The organism is Streptomyces sp. NPDC034085, assembly GCF_055575555.1.
Window position 1 is genome coordinate 921,958 of sequence record NZ_JBVISL010000001.1, and the last position, 13,372, is coordinate 935,329.

At 71.3% G+C, this 13,372-nt stretch carries 16 protein-coding genes and 1 tRNA gene; 8 read left to right on the forward strand and 9 right to left on the reverse strand.

Annotation, left to right across the window (positions count from 1 at the left end):
* Positions 1-48: 48 nt before the first annotated feature.
* Positions 49-459 carry a hypothetical protein gene (locus ACZ501_RS04260; RefSeq protein ID WP_468792386.1) on the forward strand — a complete coding sequence of 137 codons (411 nt, stop codon included), beginning with the start codon at positions 49-51 and terminating at the stop codon, positions 457-459.
* Here the strand turns inward: ACZ501_RS04260 and ACZ501_RS04265 are convergent.
* The 6 genes from ACZ501_RS04265 to ACZ501_RS04290 all read right to left on the reverse strand — a co-directional run bounded on the left by ACZ501_RS04265 (position 450) and on the right by ACZ501_RS04290 (position 5,104).
* The gene (locus tag ACZ501_RS04265) at positions 450-1,712 is read right to left on the reverse strand and encodes a YrhB domain-containing protein (protein WP_468792388.1); all 1,263 of its coding nucleotides are present in this window, start codon (positions 1,710-1,712) and stop codon (positions 450-452) included. The genes ACZ501_RS04260 and ACZ501_RS04265 overlap by 10 nt on opposite strands.
* 9 nt (positions 1,713-1,721) lie before the next feature.
* On the reverse strand, positions 1,722-2,033 hold the full coding sequence (locus ACZ501_RS04270; RefSeq protein WP_468792391.1) for a YrhB domain-containing protein: 312 nt from the start codon (positions 2,031-2,033) through the stop codon (positions 1,722-1,724).
* Positions 2,030-2,470 carry a toxin glutamine deamidase domain-containing protein gene (locus ACZ501_RS04275; RefSeq protein ID WP_468792394.1) on the reverse strand — a complete coding sequence of 147 codons (441 nt, stop codon included), beginning with the start codon at positions 2,468-2,470 and terminating at the stop codon, positions 2,030-2,032. Before ACZ501_RS04275 ends, ACZ501_RS04270 begins: the two co-directional genes overlap by 4 nt.
* 84 nt (positions 2,471-2,554) lie before the next feature.
* Entirely contained in the window at positions 2,555-2,908 is a 354-nt protein-coding gene (locus ACZ501_RS04280) for a hypothetical protein (protein ID WP_468792397.1), read from the reverse strand.
* Positions 2,905-3,381 carry an SseB family protein gene (locus tag ACZ501_RS04285; RefSeq protein ID WP_468792400.1) on the reverse strand — a complete coding sequence of 159 codons (477 nt, stop codon included), beginning with the start codon at positions 3,379-3,381 and terminating at the stop codon, positions 2,905-2,907. Before ACZ501_RS04285 ends, ACZ501_RS04280 begins: the two co-directional genes overlap by 4 nt.
* 133 nt (positions 3,382-3,514) lie before the next feature.
* A complete protein-coding gene (locus tag ACZ501_RS04290) occupies positions 3,515-5,104 on the reverse strand; it encodes a beta-N-acetylhexosaminidase (protein WP_468792403.1) in 1,590 nt (529 codons plus the stop codon).
* Positions 5,105-5,167: 63 nt separating this feature from the next.
* Between ACZ501_RS04290 and ACZ501_RS04295 the strand changes: the two genes are divergently transcribed.
* The 3 genes from ACZ501_RS04295 (at position 5,168) to glmS (ending at position 8,322) form a co-directional block, all read left to right on the forward strand.
* Positions 5,168-6,052, forward strand: a complete 885-nt coding sequence (locus ACZ501_RS04295; protein ID WP_361611264.1) for a DUF4429 domain-containing protein — start codon at positions 5,168-5,170, stop codon at positions 6,050-6,052.
* 106 nt (positions 6,053-6,158) lie between these two features.
* On the forward strand, positions 6,159-6,434 hold the full coding sequence (locus ACZ501_RS04300) for a hypothetical protein (protein WP_007264192.1): 276 nt from the start codon (positions 6,159-6,161) through the stop codon (positions 6,432-6,434).
* A 70-nt stretch (positions 6,435-6,504) separates the two neighbouring features.
* On the forward strand, positions 6,505-8,322 hold the full coding sequence (glmS, locus tag ACZ501_RS04305; protein WP_361611266.1) for a glutamine--fructose-6-phosphate transaminase (isomerizing): 1,818 nt from the start codon (positions 6,505-6,507) through the stop codon (positions 8,320-8,322).
* A 114-nt stretch (positions 8,323-8,436) separates the two neighbouring features.
* On the opposite strand, the gene ACZ501_RS04310 is transcribed toward glmS, so the two are convergent.
* Positions 8,437-9,003 carry a GPR1/FUN34/YaaH family transporter gene (locus ACZ501_RS04310; RefSeq protein ID WP_361602512.1) on the reverse strand — a complete coding sequence of 189 codons (567 nt, stop codon included), beginning with the start codon at positions 9,001-9,003 and terminating at the stop codon, positions 8,437-8,439.
* A 99-nt stretch (positions 9,004-9,102) separates the two neighbouring features.
* Positions 9,103-9,633, reverse strand: coding sequence for a universal stress protein (locus tag ACZ501_RS04315; protein ID WP_361602515.1), 531 nt, complete (start codon positions 9,631-9,633; stop codon positions 9,103-9,105).
* 368 nt (positions 9,634-10,001) lie between these two features.
* Between ACZ501_RS04315 and ACZ501_RS04320 the strand changes: the two genes are divergently transcribed.
* From ACZ501_RS04320 to ACZ501_RS04335, 4 genes are all read left to right on the forward strand, one after another.
* On the forward strand, positions 10,002-10,445 hold the full coding sequence (locus ACZ501_RS04320) for a hypothetical protein (protein WP_468792406.1): 444 nt from the start codon (positions 10,002-10,004) through the stop codon (positions 10,443-10,445).
* Positions 10,446-10,821: 376 nt separating this feature from the next.
* Entirely contained in the window at positions 10,822-11,994 is a 1,173-nt protein-coding gene (locus ACZ501_RS04325; protein ID WP_361602521.1) for a helix-turn-helix domain-containing protein, read from the forward strand.
* A 94-nt stretch (positions 11,995-12,088) separates the two neighbouring features.
* Positions 12,089-12,691 carry an oligoribonuclease gene (orn, locus tag ACZ501_RS04330; RefSeq protein WP_361602524.1) on the forward strand — a complete coding sequence of 201 codons (603 nt, stop codon included), beginning with the start codon at positions 12,089-12,091 and terminating at the stop codon, positions 12,689-12,691.
* 94 nt (positions 12,692-12,785) lie between these two features.
* Positions 12,786-12,858, forward strand: a tRNA-His gene (locus tag ACZ501_RS04335).
* Between the two features lie 126 nt (positions 12,859-12,984).
* Here the strand turns inward: ACZ501_RS04335 and ACZ501_RS04340 are convergent.
* The gene (locus tag ACZ501_RS04340) at positions 12,985-13,281 is read right to left on the reverse strand and encodes a hypothetical protein (RefSeq protein ID WP_361602527.1); all 297 of its coding nucleotides are present in this window, start codon (positions 13,279-13,281) and stop codon (positions 12,985-12,987) included.
* Between the last annotated feature and the right edge of the window lie 91 nt (positions 13,282-13,372).

Sequence of the window (13,372 nt, forward strand, 5' to 3'; positions counted from 1 at the left end):
CCGGCGGGCGGGCCCCCGCCCGCCGCCCGCCTGATAGCGTCCGCGCCCATGGCGGAATTCACCCACAGGCGGCACATCACCTCGGTCACGCAGCTCGGTTCCGTGCAGCTCGAACAGGTCAGGCTGTGCGGAACCGCGTACGACGACGAGGACCTCCCGGCGGAGCGCCGCCTGAACCAGGACACCCCCGACGACGAGGCCGTGCTGTACGCGTGCGAACTCTGGGACGTGGTGGCGGCCGACGGAACGCCCCTGTACGAGGCGTGGTTCTACCAGTCGGACAGCGGCTCGATCTTCCGGGCCGGCACCACGGAGATGGTCGCGCAGATTATCCAGTGCGGCCTGGAATGCGAGGACCCGCAGCGCGAGCGGGAACTGGGCACCGCCATGACCCGCGCCGGCCTCCTCCCCCCCGGGCGACTCGGAGTACGAACGCTTCACCCGAGCCGTCACCGGTAGCGGATGACCCGGACCCCGCACTCCCCCAGTCCGTCCAGGCTCTTGAACTCCTCCGCAGAGCCGTCCACGAGTCCCACGAAGCCGGCCTCGGAGTGCACACCGGTGAGCAGCAGCCCGGTGGACTCCCGGCCTCGCCCGTCCAGGCGGCGTACCCACAGCAGGGCCCGGCCGCCGGCCGGCAGGGCTTTGACCGCCTGGACAGAGGCCGCGACGGTCGGGAACTCGGACACCTGCATGACGGGCCCCAACTGTCCCATCGTCGACGCGAACCAGTCGGCCTTCCCCGGCTCCGGCGTGGGGCCCGCCGACTCACCCCGGTCCCAGCGGGCGAAGAACCCCCACGGATCGGAGTTGGGCAGGAGGAACGGTGTCCCGGGTCCCTTCGGCACCACCAGGGCGGCGTCCAGCATCGAGTGCCGCCAGTCCCCCGTCCGCAGCGCGGCCGTGGTCTGGCACGAGAACAGCCAACCGCGGGCCGTCTCGTCCGCCGGGTCCGGTGCCACCAGCTCGACGGGCTCCTCGTACGTCCGCCGCAGCCACTCCTCGGCCTTGATCCGGGCCGTCCCGAAGTCCTCGGCGCCCTGCGGCGCGCCGGGACGGAACCGCGCGAACACCAGCTCCAGCACGCCCGCGGTGTCCAGCCGGGCCAGGCCGCCCGTCATCCCGTCGAGGAAAACGACTCCGCCGCTGTGGTTGTGCACGTACAGCAGGTGCCCGCTCGCGTCCACGGCGCCGATCACCCGGCGCACCCAGACCACGCCCTGGGTATCCGGCCCGGTCTCCTCGGCTCGCCGGATCACCTCGTCCCAGCTTCCGCACCGCAGCTGCTCCGCGCCGGGAAAGTAGCGGCGTATCAGCAGTTCCCACCATCCGGGCGCCTCATGCGCCGGCTGCCAGGGCAGGGGGGTCGACGGCGCCCCGGCGATGGCTGCGGCCACCGTCACGACGCAGCCCCGGGCATTCAACCGCCGCGCCTGCGCCGCCGGTTCTCGCTCTTCATGCGTACGGCTGTACTCGGCAGCGTCTCCCCAGGGGTCGTCGGCAGCCGGATGGAAGGGGGCTCCACCGTCTTTGGGCACCACCACGGAGGCGGTCAGCATCGGTGTCCGTGGATATCCCGGCTGCTCGGTGGTCCGGCACGCGAACAACCACGTCCCGGAGTCCTCGGCTACGGGGTTGGGCTCAGCCAGCTCCACCAGCCCTCGGTACGTGGCGAGAAGCCACTGCGCCGCGATGTGCTGCGGTTCGGTCATCAGTCGCATTCAATCCTGGGTGGGGGGCCAGTTACCCGCTGCGAGCTGGTCGAGGTACGCGGCAACAGGGAGGCGGGTGGGCGGGAAATGGGGTGCATCGCCGTTCTTGGGTACGACCACCACCCGGATGAACGGGGCCAGGGCCACATTTCCGGTTTCGAGATGCTCCTGTGAATCAAATCGAACACACCATGCGAAGTCGTGCTCGAAGGACAGCTCAGGCTGCATCACGATCGTGAATTCGTTCCCACTTTCGGAGAACGCTTCACGTAGAAACTTTCTGGCACTCTCATGGGCTTCCGCGCCGGATAGCGGCATCATGTCCCTCCGTAAGGAATGTGACCAATATTGGGCACGTCTTCCAGAACAGCCAAAGTCCCACTCTGACCGTCAAGGAACACTACCCCGTGCTCCGTGTTCACGGCATTGAAGACGTGCGCAGTACCATCGCTGCGATGAATATATACGACGCTGCGAGCTTCAGGTCCGCGAGCCTCGATGTCACGGATAATGTCGTCATAACCGTGGACGAAGTCATATTCACCAGCCGCCCTGTCCGTCACCCCTAGCGCCTCAGGGGGAACATGTTCACCTTGCGCCCGGGGTGCCGCAGAAACCTCGACCCCCTGCAACCGATGCTCGACTGACACCACATTGTGAGAACAGTTCAGGGTGTAGCCCGCATTGTCCGTGTTGTTTATGTCCCTGAGCCACGGGAAGCGGTCATCGATATATTTCTCCGCATCGGCAGCCGACACCGAGTCCGCATGAATCGCCTTCTCGGTGACCTTTTCCGTGGGCTTCGCCAGATGCGACCAGTCGATGGGCTCGACAGGGTGAGATCACGGATTCCCCATGGCCGAGTTGGCCAGCACCTTGAAGCCGCCCTGGATGTACTGGTCCTGCTCGTGCACCAGGCCGGCCGACAGGCCGACCTTGAAGGCGAAGTCGTTGCCCTGCCGGACCAGGGAGCGCACACCCCACTCCCAGCGCTCGCAGAACGCGTTGAAGGAAGACGTCAGCCCGTCGTGGCCCGTCTCCATCCCCGACAGCGACAGGTCCGAGAAGCCCCGGCCCATGCCGGCCGTACCCGCCATGCCGAGCTCCCTCAGCTCGGCCAGCGTCTTGGTGATCCCGTCCGCGATCTGGCCCAGTGCCTGCTTCGACACGTCCAGATCGGCCCCGTCCCCGTTCACGCCGCCACCTCCCCGTCCAGCGCCGCCGCATCCGGCACGATCCCCCGCACCGGCGGGAACACCGCTCCGCCGGGGCCGGCGGCGTCCAGGGCCACGCCGCACGGGAAGCCCAGCTCCGGGATGACCTCGTCCAGCAGCCGCGCACCGGCCACCTTCCGGAACGTCCACTCCAGTCCGGCCTCACCGCGCGCCTCGGCGAACCGGGCCAAGGCCTCCTCCCCCGAGAACGCGCAGATCCAGTCCAGGCCCCCGAGAGGGGCGGTCCACAACCCGCCCCCGGCGTCCAGCGGCACCAGAACCACCTGCCGCCGGAACTCCTCCAGCCGTGTCCCGGCCGCCTCCCGAGCCTCGTCGACCGGCTCTGCCGCGACCGCGGAGACCGCCGTCGCCGGGACCGGTGTTACGCCGCTCCTCGAAGCCGGCCGCTCGGCGGCAGCCGCCCGCAGCTGAGCCCACTCCTCGTCAAAACCCATTCCCTCTAGCCCCCTTGGCGCAAGCCTGCCGCCTCCCCCGGTTCGACAGATCGTTGCACGGACCTGCGACGGCGCAGGAGGGCGCCCACAGCTGACGGTCCCCTTCACGCCACCCGGCGACGCCGGGCCGGGGCTACTCCCACGGGACCTCCGGGGCGCGGTGGTAGGTGATGCCCTGGGCCTCCAGGCGGGGGGCCTGGGCGGCCAGGCGGAGGCGGTACGCGGGCCAGTCCAGGGCGGCCGCCGGGGACCAGCCGAGTTCCGCGAGGCCCTGGAGGCGGGGGAAGGCCATCAGTTCCCACTCGGACCGGGTCGCGATGTTCTCCGTCCAGAGGGCGGCCTCGACCCCGAGGACCGAGGATTCGGGGACGTCCGGGAGGTAGGAGCCCGGGTTCCAGGAGTAGGAGCGCTGGACCGGGACGTAGCCGGCCCAGGACAGGCCCGGCTTCGTCGCCTTGTCGTACTTCATGTCCAGGTAGGCGCGGTCCGCCGGGGAGAGGATCAGGGGGTGGCCCGCCCTGGCCGCCGCGGCGACCGCCGACCGGTCCGCCGCGGGCGTCTTGTCGTGGCCCCAGTACTGGAGCACCGCCCCCCGCGCCGGGCGGGCGCCGGCCAGCTGGTGCCAGGCCACCACCGTCTTGCCGTGCTCCGCCACCACCGCCTGGGCGCGGTCCATGAAGGCCGCGTAGTCCGCCGCCGGGGTGGAGTGCGCCTCGTCGCCGCCGATGTGGAGGTAGCGGCCGGGGGTGAGGGCGGCGATCTCGCCGAGCACCTCGTCGACGAACTCGTACGTGCGCTCCTTGCCCACGCACAGCGAGCTGAAGCCGACCTTGGTCCCGGTGTAGCGCTCGGGGGCCCTGCCGTCGCAGTTCAGCTCCGCGTAGGAGGCCAGGGCGGCGTTGACGTGGCCCGGCATGTCGATCTCCGGGACGACGTCGACGTAGCGCTGCGCCGCGTAGGCGACCAGGTCCCGGTACGCGGCCTTGGTCCAGTAGCCGCCCGGGCCGCCGCCGACCTCGCTCGCGCCGCCGTACGTCGCGAGGCGCGGCCAGGAGTCGATGGCGATGCGCCAGCCCTGGTCGTCGGTGAGGTGCAGGTGCAGCGTGTTGATCTTGTACTGGGCGAGCTGGTCGACGTACCGCTTGACCTGCTCCACCGGGAAGTGGTGGCGGGCGACGTCCACCATCGCCCCCCGGTACGCGAAGCGCGGCGTGTCCGTGACCTCGCCGCCCGGCACCACGCCCGCGCCCCGCACCGGCAGCAGCTGCCGCAGCGTCTGCCCGGCGTGGAAGAGGCCCGCCGGGGTGCGCGCGGTCAGGGTGACCCCGGAGGCGGTGGTCCGCAGCCGGTAGCCCTCCGCGCCCAGCTCCCGGGCCGCGTCGTCCAGCCGCAGCCGGATCCCGTCCCCCTCCTGCCCCTGTGCCACCGGCAGCGGCAGCCCGCTCGGCCCGCGCAGCTGCTCCGCGAGGAGTTCGCCGACCTGCCGGACCTCCCGCGGCGCGTCCGGCCCGGTACGGATCACCGTGCCGGAGTCGAAGGCGTACCCGGCGCCTCCGGCCCGCGCGGAGACGGGCGCCGGCAGGAGCCGTTCGTAGGGGGCGAGGGCGGCGCGCCGCCCGGCGCCGGGTCTGGCGTCGTCGCCGTGGGCCGCGGTACAGGAGACGGCGGAGCCGAGGCCGCCGAGGACGAGGAGGGTGCCGAGCGCGCGTCGCAGGACTCTCATGGGCCAGGTATAGGCCAACAGGGGCTCCGGCGTGGAGGGGTGGGCCGGTGGGACAATCACCGGATGGCGGAAATCATCCAGAAGGACGGTACGTGGACCTTCGACGGGGACGCGGTGCGCATCGTGCCGGGCCGCGACAAGGGGGTGGGGCTGCTGCGGCAGCATCTCGGCGAGGTGCTGGTGCCGCTGCGGGCGATCGCGGGGATCAGCCATGAGCCGGGGCGCAAGGCGGGCCGCCTGCGGCTGCGGCTGCGCGACGGGGCGGACCCGCTGCTCCAGGTGACGGGCGGGCGGCTGCCGGAGGCTTCGGACCCGTACCGGCTGTCCGTGGAGCCGGACCGCGGCGGGGTGGCGGAGTACTTCGTGGACGAGGTGCGCAACGCCCTGCTGCTGGACCAGGTGGATCCCGGACCGTGTGACGCGTACCTGCTGCCGGGGCCGCCGGTGCCGATCGCCTTCGGCGCGGGTGACGGGACGGCCTCCTTCGACGGTGACCGGGTGGTCCTGGACTGGAACTGGACCACCGAGGAGGCCAAGCGCTCGGGCGGGCCGCGCGAGTTCCGGCTCGCGGACGTGCGGGCGGTGGAGTGGTCCCCGTCCAAGGGGCTGGACAACGGCTGGCTCCGGTTCACCCTGGCGGGCGCCACGGGCACCCCCGCACCCAAGTACGACCCGTGCACGGTCGAGCTGTTCGGCTTCAAGAAGGACCCGCTGATGGCGCTGGTCGCGGCGGCCGTGGCCGTACGGATGCCCCATCCCGCGGCCGCCGCGCCCGGGCCGGCCGGGGCGCTCCCGCTCACGGAGTCGTCGGCGGCCCTGGCGGGCGAGCCCGTGGACCACGACACCCTGCTGCGGCGGCTGCGCGAGGCGGGCGACCTGCACCAGGCGGGCGTCCTCACCGCCGACGAGTTCGCGGCGGCGAAGGCGGCGATTTTGGGTCGTTTCTGACCACCCAGGACCGGAATCTCCCCTTCCCTGGTCCAGACCAGCGGGATCCTGCCCGATTCCGGGCAGGATCTTTGCGTTTCATCCCGTGGACAGTCAATATCTACTGGTGCTCGACCGCCGCCCGTCCCATGACGACCTCGTCGACCACCTGGTGCGCAGCACCGCGCTGCAGCGCGGCGAGGCCGCCCGGGTGGTGCTCGACGTGCTCGCGTACTTCAACGAGACGACCGAGGAGTTCGTCCGCCGACGCCACCGCGAGCTGCAGTCGGGCGGCGCGGTCAACGCGGAGATCTTCGAGCGGATCGCGGCCGAGCTGCCGCACCGCGCCGTGGCGCCCCCGGAGCTCTCGCTCCGGCAGCTGCGCCGCATCGTCTACGGCTGACGGGGCCGGGGCGGCCCCGTGGCCGCGCGCGGACGAGCAGGACACCGAACTTCAGGAGGGGCAACACCGTATGTGCGGAATCGTCGGTTACATCGGCAAGCGTGACGTGGCACCGCTGCTGCTGGAGGGCCTGGCACGACTGGAGTACCGCGGCTACGACTCCGCGGGCATCGTCGTCAACAGCCCGAAGGCCGCCGCGCTGAAGATGGTCAAGGCGAAGGGCCGCGTCCGCGACCTGGAGGCCCGCGTCCCCAAGCGCTTCGCCGGCACCACGGGCATCGCCCACACCCGCTGGGCCACCCACGGCGCCCCGAGCGACACCAACTCGCACCCGCACCTGGACCCCGAGAACAAGGTCGCCGTCGTCCACAACGGCATCGTCGACAACGCCGCCGAGCTGCGCGCCAAGCTCGAGGCCGAGGGCGTCGTCTTCGCCTCCGAGACCGACACCGAGGTGATCACCCACCTGATCGCCCGCTCCCGGGCCGACAGCCTGGAGGAGAAGGTCCGCGAGGCGCTGAAGGTCATCGAGGGCACCTACGGCATCGCCGTGATGCACGCCGACTTCGCCGACCGCATCGTCGTCGCCCGCAACGGCTCGCCCGTCATCCTCGGCATCGGCGAGAAGGAGATGCTCGTCGCCTCCGACGTCGCCGCGCTGATCGCCCACACCCGCCAGGTCGTGACCCTCAACGACGGCGAGATGGCCACCCTCAAGGCCGATGACTTCCGCACCTACACCACGAGCGGTACGACGACCACCGCCACCCCGGAGACCGTGGAGTGGGAGGCCGCCTCCTACGACATGGGCGGCCACGACACCTACATGCACAAGGAGATCTCCGAGCAGCCCGACGCGGTCGACCGCGTGCTGCGCGGCCGGATCGACGACCGCTTCAACACCGTCCACCTGGGCGGCCTGAACCTGGACCCGCGCGAGGCCCGCGGCATCCGCCGCGTCAAGATCCTGGGCTGCGGCACGTCCTACCACGCGGGCCTCATCGGCGCCGGGCTGATCGAGAGCATGGCCCGCATCCCCGCCGACGCCGAGCCGGCCTCCGAGTTCCGCTACCGCAACCCGGTCGTGGACCCGGACACCCTCTACATCGCCGTCTCCCAGTCCGGTGAGACGTACGACGTGCTCGCGGCCGTCCAGGAGCTCAAGCGCAAGGGCGCCCGCGTCCTCGGCGTGGTCAACGTGGTCGGCTCGGCGATCGCCCGCGAGGCCGACGGCGGCGTGTACGTGCACGCCGGCCCCGAGGTGTGCGTCGTCTCCACCAAGTGCTTCACCAACACGGTGGTGGCCTTCGCGCTGCTCGCCGTGCACCTGGGCCGGATCCGGGACCTGTCGGTCACCGACGGCAAGCGGATCATCGAGGGCCTGCGCAAGCTGCCCGCGCAGATCGAGGAGATCCTCAAGGGCGAGGAGGACATCAAGCGGCTGGCGGCCGAGTACGCCGACGCCAAGTCGATGATGTTCATCGGCCGGGTCCGCGGCTACCCGGTGGCCCTGGAGGCCTCGCTGAAGCTGAAGGAGATCTCCTACATCCACGCCGAGGCCTACCCGGCCTCCGAGCTGAAGCACGGCCCGCTCGCGCTCATCGAGCCGGCCATGCCGACGGTCGCGATCGTCCCGGACGACGACCTGCTGGAGAAGAACCGCGCGGCGCTGGAGGAGATCAAGGCCCGCAGCGGCCGGATCCTGGCCGTCGCCCACCGCGAGCAGGAGAAGGCCGACCACACCATCCTCGTGCCCAAGAACGAGGACGAGCTGGACCCGATCCTGATGGGCATCCCGCTCCAGCTGCTGGCGTACCACACCGCCCTGGCCCTGGGCCGGGACATCGACAAGCCGCGCAACCTGGCGAAGTCGGTCACGGTCGAGTAGTCACCGCCGCGAACGCGGACGGCCCCCGGGGGATCTCCCCCGGGGGCCGTCCGCGTTCCGGAGCCGTCGCAACTGCGGCGGCGCCGCCGTGCCGTGACCTGGCGTCAGGTCCGCTCAGCCCGCGGCGACCGCCCTGCCCCGGGCCCTGCCGAGCGCCATCGGCCAGTGCGCCAGCGCGGCGGTGGCCCCGTACCAGGCCAGCAGCCCCGCCACGGCCGCGACCCAGCCGCCCGCCTTGGCCAGTGCGGAGCTGTCCGCGAAGGAGGCGACGGCCAGCAGGAGGAGGGAGAGGGTCAGCAGCCCGTAGACGCCCTGGCCGAACACTCCGCTCGCCGCGGCGAGCGTCAGGCTCAGCGCGAGCATCGCGAAGAGGACGAGGAACGCTCCGGCCGCCTCGTCCGAGACCGCGGCGCCCGCGCCCTTGGCCCAGGTGAACCAGAAGACGCCGAGGCCCGCGAAGGCCGTGCCGTTGAAGCCGTCGCCGCCGCGGTACTCGAGGAGGCCGAGGAGGAAGAGCGCCGCTCCGCCGACGTACATCGCGAGCGAAACGGAGTTGGCGGCGGTCACACCGGCGAGGACGCCCGTGTGGCCGATACCGAACGCGAGAAGGGTGAGACCCAGGGCGATGGTCCCCAGGGTCGAAGTCGAGGCCGTGCTTCCCGCAGAGACACCATTGTCCACGGCGGGCTCCCTTCGATCTGCAGTTGTTTGCTGCGTCCCAGCAGCATTTATCTACCCTTTACAAGGGGGTTCACAACCGCACAACCGAGATACAGCGGGTTACGGAATGACAACAACCGGTCGCTGCGCCCGCTTCGCCAGCCGGCCCGCCACGGAGCCGAAGATCCGGCCCACGAGTCCGTGGGTGGAACCCACCACGATGGCGTCCGCCGAGTACTCCCGGCCGACCTCCTCCAGCTCGTGACAGATGTCACCGCCGCGCTCGACCAGGATCCACGGGACCTCGGCCAGATAGTCCGCGCAGGCCAGCTCCAGGCCGAGGACCTCGGTGCGGTGGTCGGGCACGTCCACGAAGACCGGCGGCTCACAGCCGGCCCACACCGTCGTGGGCAGCCGGTTGGCCACGTGCACGATGATCAGGCCGGATCCGGAACGCCGGGCCATGCCGATCGCGTAGGCCAGGGCGCGCTCACTGGACGTGGAGCCGTCGAAGCCCACCACCACGCCGTGACGGAAGGCCGGGTCACAGGGGTGACGTGTCTGTTCCACCGCGCGCAGGTCGCTCGATACGGAATCGGCGAGGTGTTTGCGCTTGCGGTCCGCGGGTTCGGAGAATTCGTGACCGGCCATGGGTGTCTCGGCGAAGAGTCCTCGGGGGAAGCGACAGGGGCGGTTTCGGCGACTCGGACTTTCTGACGACGCGGACTGGGCCCACGAGCGCTTTTGACGACGCTGCGTGACGGAACTCTGTCCGGGAAGCATCTTCCCAGCCCTTACCCACCAGGGTACGGCGACACTCCTGTCCTGCACAGGGCGTGCCGCCCTTGGAGAGCGTCCCAGGGAGCATGCCGGAGCGCGGGCGCCTTTGCAATGGCAGCTGTCCCCTACAGCCAGTGACGGGCGGTGCCCGCGCCACCCGTGCGCGCAGTGACCGAGGCGCGCCGCGCGACGTTGGACAAGGGTCCGACCGTCCAGGAAGAGCCCGCAGGGAGTACGCCGTGCCCGGTCATCCGGTTCACCCCGTCCAGCCCGTCCAGCCCGCTCCGATGACGCGGTCCGCCCGGTCCGCCAGGTCCGCCCGCTCCGTGCCGTCCTCGGGGCGCGCCCCGCTTCACCCGTCCGGGCAGTCCGCCGGACGGCCCCATGACGACCCGGCGGGTGACGTGGTGCGCTGGGCCGCCTTCAGCTGCCTGCTCGTCCCGGTGGTCCTGGTGGTCTACGGGACCTCGTACGGCGGGGCCGCCGTGGCGACCCTGGGGCTGGCCGCCGTGACGGCCGCCTGCCGGGTGCTGCTGCGGTACTCGGAGAAGACGCAGCGGGCCGCGGCGCGGGTGCTGACGGAGGATCCGCTTCCGTCCGGCCACCGCGGCCGGCACTCGCGCACCGGGGCCGGTTCGCACCGCGGCTGCCACGGCTCCGGTGGCCCGTCCCCGCAGGACTGACCGGTTCGCACGTACACACCCGGTTGTTTTCAGCCAACTTCCGGACCCAGTGCTTCCCTTGCCGGAATGTCCCCCCGATCCCCCCACCACCAGCGACTACGGACTCCGGGGGACGTATCCACCCCATGGGTACTGGCCACGGCCGGATCGCGGGCTTCCTCGCCGGGTAGCGGAGTGGAACGCTTCCTGATCGAATGCTTTTCGCCAAGTTGCCAAGTCGACATAGCGCTGCGTGCTGAACTTGTCACGCCGACACCACGGGACGCAGTAGATTCGATCATGTATTTACGGCGGGGGATCCACGTGCAAGGCCGAGGGGAAACGTGCAGGTGCGACCAGACCAAGGAGTCGCGACACCCAAGGGGGGCTTAGCGCCATGAGCCAGGATTCCACCGCCGTCGTCGCGGACGCGGGCCGGAAGCTCGCGGGGCGTCGCCGCAGGGAGATCGTCGCGGTGCTGCTGTTCAGCGGCGGACCGATCTTCGAGAGTTCCATTCCGCTGTCCGTGTTCGGCATCGACCGGCAGGACGCGGGAGTTCCACGCTACCGACTGCTCGTGTGCGCCGGTGAGGACGGTCCGCTGCGGACCACCGGCGGACTCGAACTGACCGCGCCGTACGGGCTGGAGGCGATCGCCCGGGCGGGCACCGTCGTCGTGCCGGCCTGGCGCTCCATCACTTCTCCGCCGCCGCCGGAGGCGCTCGACGCGCTGCGCCTGGCGCACGAGGAGGGGGCCCGGATCGTCGGCCTGTGCACGGGAGCCTTCGTGCTCGCCGCCGCCGGGCTGCTGGACGGCCGGCCCGCGACGACGCACTGGATGTACGCGCCGACGCTGGCCAAGCGCTACCCGTCCGTCCACGTCGACCCCCGCGAGCTCTTCGTGGACGACGGCGACGTGCTGACGTCTGCGGGCACCGCGGCCGGGATCGACCTGTGCCTGCACATCGTGCGCACCGACCACGGCAGCGAGGCGGCCGGGGCCCTGGCCCGACGGCTCGTCGTCCCGCCGCGCCGCACGGGCGGCCAGGAGCGCTACCTCGACCGGTCGCTGCCCGAGGAGATCGGCGCCGACCCGCTCGCCGAGGTCGTCGCCTGGGCGCTGGAACACCTCCACGAGCAGTTCGACGTGGAGACGCTGGCCGCCCGCGCCTACATGAGCAGGCGCACCTTCGACCGGCGGTTCCGCTCGCTCACCGGCAGCGCGCCGCTCCAGTGGCTGATCACCCAGCGGGTGCTCCAGGCGCAGCGGCTGCTGGAGACCTCGGACTACTCGGTCGACGAGGTGGCCGGCCGCTGCGGCTTCCGCTCGCCGGTCGCCCTGCGCGGCCACTTCCGCCGGCAGCTCGGGTCCTCCCCGGCCGCCTACCGCTCCGCCTACCGCGCGCGCCGGCCGCAGGCCGACGTGTCCCCGGTGTCGGAGATGCAGGGCGCCCCGGTGCCGCACCAGCGCACCCCGCAGCCCCAGCGGGCGGCGGCGGCCCTGGCCGCCTCCGGTCCGAGCGTGACGGAGCTGTACGCCCCGAGCCGGGTGCTGCGCGAGCACGCGTAGCGGTCGCGTCGAAGCGAGGAGGTCCCCCGCACCGGTCGGGCACCGGTGCGGGGGACCTTCGGCATAAGGGGACCTTCGGCATAAGGTGGGGCGCATGAACGATCGCATGGTGTGGATCGACTGCGAGATGACCGGGCTCTCGTTGACGGACGACGCACTTATCGAGGTGGCCGCGCTGGTCACCGACTCGGAACTCAACGTGCTCGGCGAAGGCGTGGACATCGTGATCCGCCCGCCGGACGCGGCCCTGGAGACCATGCCGGACGTGGTGCGCGAGATGCACACCGCCTCCGGGCTGCTCGACGAGCTGGCCGGCGGCACGACCCTGGCCGACGCCGAGGCGCAGGTCCTGGCGTACGTGCGGGAGCACGTGAAGGAGCCCCGCAAGGCCCCGCTGTGCGGGAACTCGGTCGGCACCGACCGCGGGTTCCTCTTCCGTGACATGCCCGCGCTGGAGAGCCACCTGCACTACCGGATCGTGGACGTGTCCTCGGTCAAGGAGCTGGCGCGCCGCTGGTACCCGCGGGCGTACTTCAACAGCCCGCCGAAGAGCGGCAACCACCGGGCGCTGGCGGACATCAGGGAGTCCATCGCCGAGCTGCGCTACTACCGCGAGGCGGTCTTCGTGCCGCAGCCCGGACCCGACTCGGACACCGCCCGGTCGATCGCCGCCAAGCACGTGGTGGCGGGCGAGTAGCACCCCCGGAGGGGGGCGCGGGGGAAGGGTGGAGCGAGCACCCTCACGGACCCTGTACCCTTTTCTTCGGCCGGTCGTTCTGCGACCGGACATGGTGGGTGTAGCTCAGTTGGTAGAGCACCTGGTTGTGGTCCAGGTGGCCGCGGGTTCAAGTCCCGTCACTCACCCTGCGGGAAGGCCCCGGTTCGCGAGAGCGGACCGGGGCCTTCTGCATGTCCGTACACCCGCCGGGCGCGCCCGGGCCGGCGCAGCCGCGGGCCCGGGGGCCGGCGTACGGCTGCGGTCGCCGGGGCTCAGGCCGAGTGCAGCGCCCCCAGCGACTTCGCCAGTTCTGCCGCGGTCATGACGGGGGCGACCTCGATCTCGGCGTTGAACTCGTGGAAGAGGTCCCAGGTCAGCGAGGGCATGTCCGCGCTGTCCTGGAGGTCGAAGACCATCCAGCAGGAGCGCACTCCCTCGTGGAGGCCGAAGTAGGCAGCCTCCGGCTTCACCCTGTCCATCAGCTTCTTCATCGCCTGGGGCAGGCCGCCGGTCGAGATGCCCTCGTTGGTGGCGGCCGTGTCCATGTGGGCCCTGAGCATGACTCTCATGCGCGGCTCCTTCCGTCAGGGCCACCCTCCGCGCGGCACGGGGCCGCGGCAACATTTGCGCCCCCGTCCGGGCGGGCCGTCCGTACCGGCG

Coding starts and splice junctions, on each gene's coding strand:
- ACZ501_RS04270 (WP_468792391.1), bottom strand. CDS start 2,033: ATGATGCCGCTATCCGGCGCGGAAGCCCATGAGAGTGCCAGAAAGTTT.
- ACZ501_RS04315 (WP_361602515.1), bottom strand. CDS start 9,633: ATGGCCGGTCACGAATTCTCCGAACCCGCGGACCGCAAGCGCAAACAC.
- glmS (WP_361611266.1), top strand. CDS start 6,505: ATGTGCGGAATCGTCGGTTACATCGGCAAGCGTGACGTGGCACCGCTG.
- ACZ501_RS04295 (WP_361611264.1), top strand. CDS start 5,168: ATGGCGGAAATCATCCAGAAGGACGGTACGTGGACCTTCGACGGGGAC.
- ACZ501_RS04285 (WP_468792400.1), bottom strand. CDS start 3,381: ATGGGTTTTGACGAGGAGTGGGCTCAGCTGCGGGCGGCTGCCGCCGAG.
- ACZ501_RS04340 (WP_361602527.1), bottom strand. CDS start 13,281: ATGAGAGTCATGCTCAGGGCCCACATGGACACGGCCGCCACCAACGAG.
- ACZ501_RS04265 (WP_468792388.1), bottom strand. CDS start 1,712: ATGACCGAACCGCAGCACATCGCGGCGCAGTGGCTTCTCGCCACGTAC.
- ACZ501_RS04260 (WP_468792386.1), top strand. CDS start 49: ATGGCGGAATTCACCCACAGGCGGCACATCACCTCGGTCACGCAGCTC.
- orn (WP_361602524.1), top strand. CDS start 12,089: ATGAACGATCGCATGGTGTGGATCGACTGCGAGATGACCGGGCTCTCG.
- ACZ501_RS04290 (WP_468792403.1), bottom strand. CDS start 5,104: ATGAGAGTCCTGCGACGCGCGCTCGGCACCCTCCTCGTCCTCGGCGGC.
- ACZ501_RS04325 (WP_361602521.1), top strand. CDS start 10,822: ATGAGCCAGGATTCCACCGCCGTCGTCGCGGACGCGGGCCGGAAGCTC.